The 11,927-nt window shown below is 72.4% G+C and carries 12 protein-coding genes and 1 pseudogene; 4 read left to right on the top strand and 9 right to left on the bottom strand.

All coding sequences use genetic code 11. The features are described from left to right. Positions 1–5: 5 nt before the first annotated feature. The 5 genes and pseudogenes from ACH4SI_RS18385 to ACH4SI_RS18365 form a co-directional block, all read right to left on the bottom strand. Positions 6–1,790, bottom strand: coding sequence for an HEXXH motif domain-containing protein (locus ACH4SI_RS18385; RefSeq protein ID WP_398296790.1), 1,785 nt, complete (start codon positions 1,788–1,790; stop codon positions 6–8). After that, positions 1,787–1,963, bottom strand: coding sequence for a hypothetical protein (locus ACH4SI_RS18380; protein ID WP_398296789.1), 177 nt, complete (start codon positions 1,961–1,963; stop codon positions 1,787–1,789). The genes ACH4SI_RS18385 and ACH4SI_RS18380 overlap by 4 nt, the downstream gene beginning before the upstream one ends. Positions 1,964–2,058: 95 nt before the next feature. Further along, a complete protein-coding gene (locus tag ACH4SI_RS18375; RefSeq protein ID WP_398296788.1) occupies positions 2,059–2,802 on the bottom strand; it encodes a DUF4232 domain-containing protein in 744 nt (247 codons plus the stop codon). A gap of 166 nt (positions 2,803–2,968) precedes the next feature. Continuing rightward, complete coding sequence (locus ACH4SI_RS18370) at positions 2,969–3,238, bottom strand: DUF1876 domain-containing protein (RefSeq protein WP_398296787.1); 270 nt, start codon at positions 3,236–3,238, stop codon at positions 2,969–2,971. A 38-nt stretch (positions 3,239–3,276) separates the two neighbouring features. Then, positions 3,277–3,918 (bottom strand): annotated as a pseudogene (locus tag ACH4SI_RS18365) (phosphoribosyltransferase); the annotation flags it as partial. A gap of 90 nt (positions 3,919–4,008) precedes the next feature. Here ACH4SI_RS18365 and ACH4SI_RS18360 point away from each other — a divergent pair. Both ACH4SI_RS18360 and ACH4SI_RS18355 read left to right on the top strand, forming a co-directional pair. After that, positions 4,009–4,248: a hypothetical protein gene (locus ACH4SI_RS18360; RefSeq protein WP_398296786.1), complete on the top strand. Its 240-nt coding sequence runs from the start codon at positions 4,009–4,011 to the stop codon at positions 4,246–4,248. Between the two features lie 6 nt (positions 4,249–4,254). Further along, the gene (locus tag ACH4SI_RS18355) at positions 4,255–5,013 is read left to right on the top strand and encodes a DUF72 domain-containing protein (protein WP_398296785.1); all 759 of its coding nucleotides are present in this window, start codon (positions 4,255–4,257) and stop codon (positions 5,011–5,013) included. A gap of 17 nt (positions 5,014–5,030) precedes the next feature. Here the strand turns inward: ACH4SI_RS18355 and ACH4SI_RS18350 are convergent, their stop codons facing one another. The 4 genes from ACH4SI_RS18350 to ACH4SI_RS18335 all read right to left on the bottom strand — a co-directional run bounded on the left by ACH4SI_RS18350 (position 5,031) and on the right by ACH4SI_RS18335 (position 9,401). Continuing rightward, positions 5,031–5,855, bottom strand: a complete 825-nt coding sequence (locus ACH4SI_RS18350; RefSeq protein WP_398296784.1) for a carbohydrate ABC transporter permease — start codon at positions 5,853–5,855, stop codon at positions 5,031–5,033. After that, positions 5,852–6,760: a carbohydrate ABC transporter permease gene (locus tag ACH4SI_RS18345; RefSeq protein ID WP_398296783.1), complete on the bottom strand. Its 909-nt coding sequence runs from the start codon at positions 6,758–6,760 to the stop codon at positions 5,852–5,854. Before ACH4SI_RS18345 ends, ACH4SI_RS18350 begins: the two co-directional genes overlap by 4 nt. Then, positions 6,757–8,172, bottom strand: a complete 1,416-nt coding sequence (locus ACH4SI_RS18340; protein ID WP_398296782.1) for an extracellular solute-binding protein — start codon at positions 8,170–8,172, stop codon at positions 6,757–6,759. The genes ACH4SI_RS18345 and ACH4SI_RS18340 overlap by 4 nt, the downstream gene beginning before the upstream one ends. Positions 8,173–8,291: 119 nt before the next feature. Beyond that, positions 8,292–9,401: a carbohydrate kinase family protein gene (locus ACH4SI_RS18335; protein ID WP_398296781.1), complete on the bottom strand. Its 1,110-nt coding sequence runs from the start codon at positions 9,399–9,401 to the stop codon at positions 8,292–8,294. 121 nt (positions 9,402–9,522) lie between these two features. On the opposite strand from ACH4SI_RS18335, the gene ACH4SI_RS18330 reads away from it, so the two are divergent. Next, positions 9,523–10,284: a DeoR/GlpR family DNA-binding transcription regulator gene (locus ACH4SI_RS18330; protein WP_398296780.1), complete on the top strand. Its 762-nt coding sequence runs from the start codon at positions 9,523–9,525 to the stop codon at positions 10,282–10,284. Then, complete coding sequence (locus ACH4SI_RS18325; protein ID WP_398296779.1) at positions 10,281–11,663, top strand: 6-phospho-beta-glucosidase; 1,383 nt, start codon at positions 10,281–10,283, stop codon at positions 11,661–11,663. Before ACH4SI_RS18330 ends, ACH4SI_RS18325 begins: the two co-directional genes overlap by 4 nt. The last annotated feature ends 264 nt before the right edge of the window (positions 11,664–11,927 follow it).

Here is an 11,927-nt window from a genome sequence, read left to right as displayed (position 1 = left end):
GATCCTCAGAGGGCCGTCCCGATCCAGGTCGCCAGCGCCACCGGATCGGGCACCGCGCCGCTGGTGCCCCGTAGCGCGCGATGGACGGCGAGGACCACCTCGGGGGCACGGAGCAGCGCCGCCTTGGCCGCGCCGTCCGGCAGAGTGAGGGCCAGCCCCGCCCAGGCCGCGACATCATCCGGGGCCTGGGCCAGTCTGCCGCGGTAGCCGCGCAGTGCGGCCGCCCGGTCGCCCCTGGCCCAGGCGAGGTCGGCCTCGTCAGGGGCGTCGTCACCGCCGCCCTGCCCAGCCCGCAGCCGCTCCGGTGCGCAGAACCGGAGCCTGGCGAGCGCCGTCCGCGGCACCGTCTCCGTCGCGGCGAGCTCGACCGAGGCGGGGGGCAGCTCCCGGGGCGGCGTACCGTGCGTCCGCCAGGCCCGCACCCACCGGGCGAGCCCCTCGGGTTCGGGTCGCAGATGGCGCATGCGGTACACGAGCCGGTGGTCGACGACCAGTTCCGCTGCCAGCCGCCGGGGTACGGACGGGACCGGCTCCGCGAGCCAGTCGGCCAGCCGCTCCGCCACGTGATCGAGAAAGCTCCTGCCCAGGGGCGTCAGTTCGGCGTGGGTGCGCAGCGTCTCCAGCCCGTGGGAGGTCTGCTCCCGGCGGAGGGCGAACTCGAACGCGGCGGTGTCCCTGGCGGGCCCTTCCTCCGTACGGTGCAGGCGGTCCTGCCAGAAGCCGGTCACGCCCAGGAACGCGTACACCCCCTGGAGCATTCCGCGCAGCGGCCTCGGGTCCAGCCGCCAGGGCGCGTGGTGGACCTCCTCCCGTCCCCCTTCGATCAGGGGCACCAGATCCATCAGGGCGCTGAGCTTGATGTGCTGGGCCTCGTGCACCAGCGCGGCGGCCAGCTCCGGTTCGTCCACGGGGCCGTTCATCAGGACGCAGCCGTGCGCCTCGGGGGACGAGGCGCTGAACGGTTCGGGGTGGGCCGCGTACGGTACGGGGACGACGGAGGCGACGCAGGCGGCGACCCCCGACGGGTCCACGTTGCGCTGCTCGGCGACCAGCCGCCAGGCGCCCGCGAAACGTTCCTGCCAGTGCTTCCAGGCGTCATCGGTCAGCCGGTCCGGCGGTCTGCGGCGGAAGAAGTCGCGATAGGGGTCGACATCGTCGAGGAACGGGGAGCAGATGTGCCCCCGGTGGTCGCCGTGCAGCCGTCTGAGCCCGCGCCACCCGGGGGCGTCCTCCGTGAAGCCGGAAGCGGGCAACGGCACCGTGTGCGGCCCGGCCACCACCGCGGCCCCCTCTCCCGTACGCACGACCTCGGCGAGGTGGCCGGGAGGATCCGGCACGAGGGCGAATCCCAGCGCGGGCAGCATCACCCCGCCGTCGCACACCACGACCGTGATACGGAAGTCGATGCCCGCGAGGAGGGCGGCCGAGGCCGCCACCGCGTACAGATAGCCGGTCTCGCCCCACAGCGGCGCGTCCGCCGGTTCCTGGCCGCGCAAGCGCCGCAGGCACCGGCTGAGCCACACCCCCGTCTGCGGATGCAGCAACAGCCGTTCCACTGCGGCCGGGGAGCGGCGCTCGGCGCGTATCAGCAGCCGCCATGCCTCCCCGGCGGGGGGCAGGGGGCCGGGAAGGGCGGGATGCGTGGCGGCCACGTCGACCAGGGCCCGCAACAGCAGCATCGCCCGACTGCGCTGACCGGATCTCAGCTCGGCGACCGAGGACGCGCTTCCCGAACCCGCGGCCAGCTCGGTGAGGCACTCCGCCGATAAGTGGTGGCGGGAGTCCGTCAACTCCCGCAACTCTGCCCCGCATCGGAGGCGCTGGCCGCCGTCGCCGGGTTGCGGACGGCGCCGATCAGCCGCAGTGCCACCGCGGCGATCCCCTCGTCCCGGTCGAGGTCTTCCAGTGTCGCTCCCGAAAGGTCCAGCAGCTCCGTCTCGACCTCGGTCGCGACTCGCTCCATGACACCGCCCTCCTCCGGACGTTCCACACCACTCAGTGAGGCATCCCTATGGTGACCTACCCCTATTGATTGCGAAAGGGTGAACACGGCCAGCGTCAGGCGCCCTTGCCGGAGCGGACCGACTCGACCTCGAACACGCCGCCGCAGACGCGGAAGGAGTGCGCCGGCACCGTCATGGAGGTGAGGGAGTCCGGCGGATAGGCCCGGATCCGGGCGGGGGTGCGCCGGCACGGTTGGTCCGTCGTGCCCTCGTTGAGGGTGTGCAGCGCCGCGGAGGCGCTGCCGCCCGGCGGCAGGGAGACCGAGGAGCGCGCCGCGCCGCGCCGGGTGGCGGGGTCGCCGATCGCGGCGCCCGCGGAGTCCAGCAGAGAGACGCCCGGGAAACCGGTGAGCGTGCAGGACGCGGTGGACTTGTTGGTGAGCACCAGCGGCATGTAGACGTTGCCTGCGCCGACGTCCTTCCGCCCGAGGGAGAGCCCCAGCTGCTCGGTGGAGCATATGCGCCGGGTGCCCGGACGCGACGCGGCGGTGTGCGCCACCGTGGCCGAGGAGGAGCCGGACGGGGGGTGTGTGACGGGGTGCGTCGCGGAGCGCGATGCCCCGGAGTGCGATACGGAGGGTGTCGTGCGCCCGGTGTGCGCTGTCGACTGGGTGACGGACGAGGCGGGCGCGTCACCGCCGTCCGCTGTACCGGACGAGCCGGGCGGCGCGGACCCCTGGCCTCCGGTGTCGGCGCCGCAGGCCGTCACCACGGCCATCGCGCCGACGAGGAGCGCGCATAAGGGCCATGGTCGGGACCGCCGGGGCCTGGGCGTCGTGGTGTCGTTCCGTTGCGCCATGATCGACCTCCCGGGGTCGTATCCGCTCTCTTTTGGCTCCCCCTTCCCCGCATGGACGCCCTTATGTCTGTCAGGAAAATTGATCACATTCCCCGGCAATTCCTCACCGTGATCCGCGCGGCGATCCGCCGCGCCCCGGTGACCCGGGAGCCACCGGGGTCGCCGGTCACATCACCAGGTGTGCCTTGCTGTGGGTGACTTCCTCGATGTCTCCGCCCGCCTTGCCGATCAGCCGGTGGGCCAGGTTGCTCAGTGCCCTCGCCGCCGCGATCTCCTCGCCGACCCGCGGCTGTGCCGGGTCGTCGGGGTTGCGGTTCGCGCGGCCCTGGGCGAGCATCTCGGTGCCGTCGTGCATCCGCAGCCGGACGACCGCTTCGGTCAGCGGACCGATCTCACGGAATTCCATCTCAATGTCGCATCCCACGATCGTCTCCATCACGATCACCTCCTGCGTCACCTTCCAGGATGCGCCTCCCCCCGCTGTCCGGTCGACCTGGTCAGCAGTTCCATCACCTCGGCGTCGCCGGTCTGGGCGAAGTCCTCGTACCACTCGCCGACCGCGGAGAAGTCCGGGGGCGTGGACAGGCACACCACCTCGTCCGCGTCCTCGCGCAGCGACGCGGCCGCGTCCGGCGGTGCCACTGGCACGGCCAGGACGGCCCGGGCCGCCCCCTGGGCCCGCGCGACCCGGCAGGCGGCCCGTGCCGTGGCGCCGGTCGCGATCCCGTCGTCCACGATGATCACCGTACGGCCCTCCACCGGGATCCGCGGCCGGTCGCCGCGGAACCGCCGCGCCTGCCGGACCAGCTCGGCCTGCTCGGTCCGCTCCACCTCGGCGATCTCTTCCTCGTCCGCCCGGCTCATCCGGATGATCGCCTCGTGGACGACCCGTACCCCGCCTTCGCCGATGGCGCCGAAGCCCAGCTCGCGGTGGAAGGGGACGCCGAGCTTACGGACGATGATCACGTCCAGCGGTGCGTTCAGCGCCCGGGCCACCTCGAAGGCCACCGGCACCCCGCCCCGTGGCAGCCCCAGCACCACGGGCTTCTCCTCGGTCAGCGGCCTCAGCCGCTCGGCGAGGCGCCGTCCGGCGTCCACCCGGTCAGTGAAGATCATCGCTCACCCCCGGCACGGGTTCCTCTCCTTCGAATCAAGCGGACAATTCCCCGGGCCGCAAACCGGCGGCGGCTCCGGCACCCTGGAGGTATGGAGCACGCCACAAACCGGGGCGATTCCGGTTACCCCGTCTACGTCGAATCATTCGACTCCGACAGCCGTTACCGGCGGGTGCGGCTCCGGGGTGTGGGGTGCGAACCCCTCGAAAGGGAGGAGTTCGCACCGCGCGTCCGGCAGGTCTTCCCCGGCATCGACCTCGACGACCCGGATCAGGTCCACTGGGCCGACCGGCCCGGACAGTGGCCGCGGTGGCATCCGGGCGAGGCATGAGCGCGCATGGGCGTCCTGGTCGGCACGTCGGGTTGGCAGTACAAGGACTGGCGCGGTGTCCTCTACCCCGTCGGCTGCCCGCAGCGGCTGTGGCTGGAGGAGTACGCCAGGGGCTTCACCACGGTCGAGAGCAATAACGCGTTCTACCGTCTTCCCGATCACGATCAGTTCGCCGCCTGGCGGGATCGCACGCCCGGCGGGTTCGTGATGGCGCTCAAGGCCAGCCGCTATCTCACCCACATCAAGCGGCTGCGCGACCCGAAGGAGCCGGTGGCGCGGCTGATGTCGCACGCGGACGGGCTCGGCGACCGGCTGGGCCCCGTCCTGCTCCAGCTCCCGCCGACCCTGCGGGCCGACCCCGGCCTGCTGGACACGTGTCTGGCCTGCTTCCCGGCCGGTACCCGGGTGGCGGTCGAGCCGCGCCATGACTCGTGGTGGACCGATGAGATCCGGGCGCTGCTGGAGGACCACGGCGCGGCGCTGTGCTGGGCGGACGTGGGCTCGCGCCCGGCCGCCCCGCTGTGGCGGACCGCCGGGTGGGGGTACGTACGGTTCCACGGCGGCCGGGCCGAGCCCGCACCGCGCTACGGCCGCCAGGCGCTCGCCACCTGGGCACGCCGGATCCATGACACCTGGCCCGGCGAGGCCGACGTCTACGCGTACTTCAACAACGACACGGGCGGGGCGGCGGTCCACGACGCCGTCGTCTTCGCCCGTGCCGTCGCCCGGCTGGGCCGCGCGGTCAGCCGTACGCCCGCGCCCTGAACGTCATACCGACACGGCTATTCCTTGACCGCGCCGCCCAGCATGCCCTCGATGAACCGGCGCTGGAGCGCCACGTAGACGACCACCACCGGCAGCGCGATCAGCACCGAGGCCGCCGCGAGCAGCGCCGCGTCCGAGCTGTGCTGTCCCTGGAAGAAGGCGAGGCCGAGGGGAACGGTCCGATGGGCCTCGTCGCTGACCATCACCAGCGCCATCAGGAACTCGTTCCACGTCCACATGAAGGTGATGACGACCATGGTGGAGATCGCCGGACGGCCCATCGGGACCAGCACCCGCCACAGCGTGGTCCAGCTGTTCGCCCCGTCGATCCGGGCCGCCTCGATCACCGCCCGTGCGCTGCCCCGGAAGTACGTCCGCATCCAGAACACGCCGAACGCCAGGGACTGGGCGGTCTGCGGAAGGATCAACGCCCAGTAGGTGTCGGTGAGCCCGGCGTACCGCAGATCGAAGTAGAGCGGGACGACCAGGGCCTCCTGGGGCAGGGTCAGCCCGATCACGAAGAGGTGGAACAGCAGGGTGGAGCCGGGGAAGCGCATCACCCCGAAGGCGTACGCGGCGAGCACGGCCAGCACGGTGGTGGCCGCGACCACGACCGTGGTGACCAGGACCGAGTTGCCGAGGTAGGTGCCGAAGTGGCCACGGCTCCAGGCGTTGGCGAAGTTGCCCCAGTGCGGCGCGCCGTGCGGCAGCGAAAAGCCGGTGTCCAGGGAGCCCTGCGGGCCGAAGGCGGTGGAGAGGATGCCGACGACGGGGACGAGTGAGATCACGGCGAACAGGGTGAGGAGGGCGTACGTGACGCCGCGTTCCAGGCGTGTGGTCATGCCCGCCGCCCTTCCACGAGCCGGGAGACCGTGACGGTCAGGGCGAAGATCAGGGCCGTGAGGGCCACCCCGACGGCGGCGGCCGAGCCGACCTGGCCCGTCTCGAAGGCCCGGTGGTAGACCTCGTAGGCGGGTACGGAGGTGGCGTTCCCGGGGCCGCCGCTGGTCGTGACGTAGATGAGGTCGAAGTTGCGCAGGCCCGCGATGATGGTCAGGGTCAGCGCCACCGCGATATGGGGCCTGAGCCCCGGGAGGGTGACGGCGAGGAACTCCCGGACCGGCCCGGCGCCGTCGATCCGCGCCGCCTCGTACAGCTCGCGCGGAATGCGCTGGACCCCGGCGAGGAAGAGGACCATGCACAGCCCGGTGCCCACCCAGGTGCCGATGACCCCGACGGCGGGCAGCGCCCAGGTGTAGTCGCCGAGCCACGGGCGGGTCAGCGAGCCGAGACCGACCGCGCGCAGGGTGTCGTTGAGCAGCCCGTCGGGGGCGAGGATGGACCGCCAGGCCACGGCGACCACGATGAGCGCCAGGACCTGCGGCAGGAACAGGACCGTGCGGAAGAACGTCATGCCGTGGATCCGGACCCGGGACATCGCGGCCGCCAGCAGCAGCCCGATGGCCACCGGCAGGGCCGAGTAGAACACGAGCAGCAGCAGGGCGTGGGCGAACGGGGCGCGCAGCGCGGGGTCGCCGAACAGGTCGCGGTAGTTGTCGAAACCGGCCGGAGTGGCGGCGGTCAGCCCGTCCCAGTGGAGGGACGACAGCCACACCGACTGCCCGAAGGGATAGAGCAGGAACACCGCGTACACGAGCAGCGCGGGCAGGATGTAGAGGTAGCCGACGGCACGCGGCTCACCGGGCGCCCGGCGACGGTAGCCCCTGGTCAGGGCGGTGGGTCTCATCGCGACCCCGCCGCGTGGCGGCGCCGTTGTTCGCCCATGAAGGCGCCATAGTCCTTCTGCAGGGTGGTGGCCAGCTCGCCCGGGGAGGTCTTGCCGCTGACGACGCCCTGGAGGGCGGCCGAGAGCGTGTCGTAGAAGGTGGGCGTGGCGTAGTCGAGGTACGGGACGAGGCCATCGGCGGCGCTGAGGCGCTTCCAGCCGTCGATCATCTGGCGGTCCACGGTGTCCGGGGCGACCCGGGCCGCGGCCGGGCCGGGGACGGCGGGCAGCACTCCGTGCCGGGTCATGACGTCCGAGGCGTGCGCGCTGGTGAGGAAATCGAGGTAGGCGGCGGCCACTTCGGGGTGGCGGGAGCGGGAGGTGATGGACCAGGCGAGGCCCTGGCCGCCGGTGGTGACGGGGGCGCCGCCGGGCTTCGCGGGCGGCGGGGGCATGAGCCCGAGCCGGTCGCCCATCGACTTCTTGAGATCGGCCAGCAGCCAGGTGCCGGTCATCAGGTACGCGCCGTCGCCGGAGGCGAACTTCTTGGCCGCGTCGTCGTATCCGAGGCCGTTCGCGCCCTTCGGCAGATACCCGCGCTTCATCCAGTCGGTGACGGTCGCGGCGGCGTTCCTGGTGGCCGCGGTGTCGAAGCCGGTACCGCGGCCGAGGACGGTGTCGCGGGTCGCGGCGGCCGCGTACTGGTCCTGGAGCACCCCGAAGGTGTGAATCGCGGGGTACTTGTCGAGGTTGCCGAACTGGACGGGCAGTTCGCCCCGCTCCTTGAGCCGGGCGAGTCCGGCGGTGAACTCGCCCCAGGTCCTCGGCGGATTCAGGCCCGCCTTCCGCAGCAGGTCCTTGTTGTAGAAGAGGCCGACGAACTCGCCGGTCTGGGAGATGCCGTAGAGCCGTCCGCGGCCGAAGTCGGTGCCGTCGACGGAGACCCGGTTGAGGCCCAGGAGGGTGTTCGGGTAGCGGGTGTTCCAGTCGTAGATCCCGGCGTAGTTGTCGAGCGGGGCGAGCAGCCCGGCCCGGACGAAGGAGACCATGTCCGGGTAGCCCTGGTTGGCCTGGATGACGTCGGGCGGGTTGTTGCCGGAGACGGCGAGCTTGAGCGTGGTCTTCAGATCGGTGAAGCTCCGCGCCACCCGCTTGATCCGCACATGGGGGTACTTCTTCTCGAACTCCCGGTTCAGCTGGGTGATTTCACCGTTCGTGCCGCCGCGGATCTCCTGGTCCCACACGGTCAGCGTGGTCCTTCCGGCCGCTCGCGGGTCGGGTACGGCGGTGGCGACTCCGGTCCCGGATCCGGCGGCCCCCGAGCCGTCGGTGCCGGGCACACATCCCGCGGCGAGCAGGGTGGCGCCGAGGGCGAGGACGGCCGATAAGGCTCGTGGGGGCCGGTGGCGCGCCCCGCTGCGGGGACATCCCATGCGGTTCTCCTGTCTGCGGGCGTCGTCGTACGGGCGTCGTCGTACGGGCGTCGTCGTACGGGCGTCGTCGTACGGGCGTCGTGCTGCGGGCTCTCCTGGGACGTGCCGTCGTACGGGCGTCAGGCCCCGCGGGCGCCGGCCGCCCGGAAGCCGACGGTGGGCAGGGCCCGCGGCCGTGGCCAGTCGTGCGCCCCGGCCGGGATCAGGCCGTCCAGGAAGCGGTGGCGCGCCACCAGTTCGCGGTCCGCCGAGCGGGCCGTACGGTCCCACCACGCGGCGACCTCGGCCCAGCCGGGCGCGGCGAGCGCGCCGCCGAAGTGCTGGACGGAGAGGGCGGCGGTGAGGTTGGCGAAGGCGAGCCGGTCGGCCAGCGGCCAGCCCGCGAGCGTTCCGGTCATGAAACCGGCGACGAACACATCGCCCGCCCCGGTGGGGTCGAGCGCTTCCACGGCGAGACCCGGCACCTCAGCGCTCTCCCCGGTGAGGGAGTCGATGCCGACGGCGCCCCCGGCTCCCCGGGTGACCACCGCGATCGGCACCAGCTCGGCCAGGGCGCGCACCGCCCGTTCGGGCGTGTCGGTGCGGGTGTAGCGCTGTGCCTCGGTGGCGTTGGGCAGGAACGCGTGGGTGTACGGCAGGTCGGGGAGGGCGGCCAGGTCCCAGCGGCCGGACTCGTCCCAGCCGACATCGCCGAAGACCTGGGCTCCCTGGGCGTGCGCCTGGCGCACCCAGTCCTCCTGGCGGCCCGGTTCGTAGGCGGTCACACAGGCCCGGGAGCGGGGCGGCGCGAGCCGGGTGGCGGGAGGCGGGGCGGGGTGCTCGTGGGTGACCATGGTGCGCTCGCCCTCGTAGGCCATGGACACGGTGACCGGCGAGTGCCAGCCGGGGACGCGCCGGGAGTGGCTGAGGTCGACGCCCTCGTCGTGCGCCAGGCTCTCCCAGCAGTAGTCCCCGTAGACATCGGCGCCGAAGGCCGCGGCGAGGGTGGTGTGCAGGCCGAGCCGGGCGAGGGCGGTGGCCATGTTGGCGATGCCGCCGGGGCTTGAGCCCATGCCGCGGGCCCAGGACTCGGTGCCGCGCACCGGGGCGTGGTCGAGGCCGGTGAAGATGATGTCCAGGAAGACGGTGCCGGTGAGGTAGACGTCGTGCTCGGGGTCGGCCGGGGTCCGCAGCGCGGCGAGCGGGTCGATCGGCTGTATCGGACCGGAGGCTGCGGACGTGGGGCTCACCTGCGTGCCTTCCCTTGTGCGTCATGACGTCGGATGAGCGACACCATGCACCTCGTCTGGGTTTTGTGCAAGAGGTCGGTCATGGTCGCGCAGAGTCGCTCAGGTGGAGTACGTTGCCATCATGCTGCGAGAGACCCGCCACGAGAAGCTGCTGAGCATCCTCGGCGAGGAGGGCGTGCTGCCGATCGGGGAGATCGCCGCGCGCCTGGAGATCAGCGAGGCCACGGCCCGCCGGGACCTCGCCGAGCTGGGCCGGGCCGGCCGGCTGACCCGGGTCTACGGCGGCGCGGTGGCCGCCTCCACCCCCGACGAGGAGCGCCCGTTCGGCGAGGTGGCGATCGACGAACCGGAGGAGAAGGCGGACGTGGCCCGGCGCGCTGCGGCGCTGGTCACGGACGGCGATGTGCTGCTGCTGGACATCGGCACCACCACGCTCCAGCTCGCCCGGCTGCTGCGCGGCCGTCCGGTCACCATCGTGACCAGCAATCTGGCGATCTACGACGAGCTGCGCGACGACCCCGAGGTGACGCTGATCCTGCTCGGTGGGCAGGTGCGCGCCAACTACCGTTCCGTGGTCGGCTTCCTCACCGAGTCCAACATCCGCCAGCTGCGGGTGGGCCGGCTCTTCCTCGGCGCGAGCGGGGTGCTGTCCGACGGCAGCGTGCTGGACAGCACCCATGTGGAGGTGCCCGTCAAGCGGGCCATGCTCGCCTCGGCCCGGGAGGTGGTGCTGCTGGTCACCGCGGGCAAGTTCCCGGGCGACACCGGGCTGGCCCGGATCTGCGGTCCGCGGGAGATCGACACCCTGATCACCAACAAGACCGCCGATCCGGCGACGCTCGATGTGTTCCGCCAGGCCGATGTGGAGGTAGTGACCGTATGAGGCTGACCGTGCTGGGTGGCGGCGGTTTCCGGATGCCGCTGGTGTACCGGGCCCTGCTGAAGGACACCGGGGACGACGCCGGGCGCTGCACCGAGCTGGTGCTGTACGACACCGACGCCCGCCGGCTGGACGCGATCGGCGCGGTCCTGGCCGAACAGGCGGAGAACCACCCCGCGGACCGCCCCGCCGCCCCCGCGGTGCGGGCCACCACCGACCTGGACGACGCGCTGCGCGGCACCGACTTCGTGTTCTCGGCGATCCGGGTCGGCGGCCTGGAGGGCCGCGCCCACGATGAGCGGATCCCGCTCGGCGAGGGCGTCCTCGGGCAGGAGACCGTCGGCGCGGGCGGGGTGCTGTACGGGCTGCGCACCCTGCCGGTGGCGACCCGGATCGCCGAGCGGATCGCCGCCGTGGCCCCGGACGCCTGGGTCATCAACTTCACCAACCCCGCGGGCATGGTCACCGAGGCGATGCGGCGGGTGCTGGGCGACCGGGTGATCGGCATCTGTGACTCGCCGGTCGGGCTGTGCCGCCGGGCGGCGCGGGCCCTGGGCGCGGACCCGGACCGGGCGTCGTACGACTACGTGGGCCTCAACCACCTCGGCTGGCTGCGGGGTGTGGTGGTGGACGGCCGGGACCGGATGCCCGAGCTGCTGGCCGACGCCGGGGCGCTGGAGTCCTTCGAGGAGGGCAAGCTGTTCGGGGCGGAGTGGCTGCGGGCGCTGGGCGCGCTGCCCAACGAATATCTGCACTATTACTACTTCAACCGCGAGGCGGTGGCCTCCATCCGGCAGGCCCCGGCCACCCGGGGGGAGTTCCTGCGCGAGCAGCAGGCCCGGTTCTACGAGACGGCCCGCACCGCCGGCGGCGGGGTGCTCGCGGCCTGGGAGCGGACCCGGCTGGAGCGCGAGGCCACGTACCTGGCCGAGAGCCGGGAGGCCAGCGGCGGCTGGGAGCGCGACTCCTGCGATCTGGACGGCGGCGGCTACGACCGGATCGCGCTGGCCATCATGCGCGCCATCGCCCGCGACGAGCGCACCACGCTGATCCTCAATGTCGCCAATCGCTCCGCCGTTCCCGGGCTGGACGCGGACGCGGTGGTGGAGGTGCCCTGTCTGGTGGACGCGGGCGGGGCGCGCCCCATGGCCACCGGTGCGGTGGCCCCGGACCAGCTCGGGCTGATGCTGTCGCTCAAGGCGGTCGAACGCTCGACGATCGAGGCGGCGGAGGCGGCCGCCGCAGCCGGGACGACCCGGGCCGGGGGCACCGCGGCCGCCCGGGGCGCGGCCCTGCGCGCCCTCGCCCTGCACCCGCTGGTCGACTCGGTCAACGTCGCGAGCCGCATTCTCGACGCCTCGGGGCTGCCGGCGTCCGCGTAACACATGTCCGAACGGGCTTTCCCTAGACCTTGATCACGCCCGAACGGGCTATGTTTCGGCCATGTTTTCGGAAGCGGGCACGATACGGGCACACCTTGCGCCGATCCAGGCGTCCGCGATCCTCACGACGCACCCACTTACCTGAGCTGACCTGCTGAGATAACGTTCGCGAAACGGGCACACCCGGTCATGATCCGTCCCGCGCCAAGCCTGGCCACTCCGGTTGCGTGCTTGTAAAACTTCTGGCCAAGGCCGAAGAGAAGC

The sequence above is a fragment of the Streptomyces sp. NPDC021212 genome, from assembly GCF_044332925.1.
Classification (GTDB): Bacteria; Actinomycetota; Actinomycetes; order Streptomycetales; family Streptomycetaceae; genus Streptomyces.
This window is presented reverse-complemented; position numbering and strand designations above follow the sequence as displayed.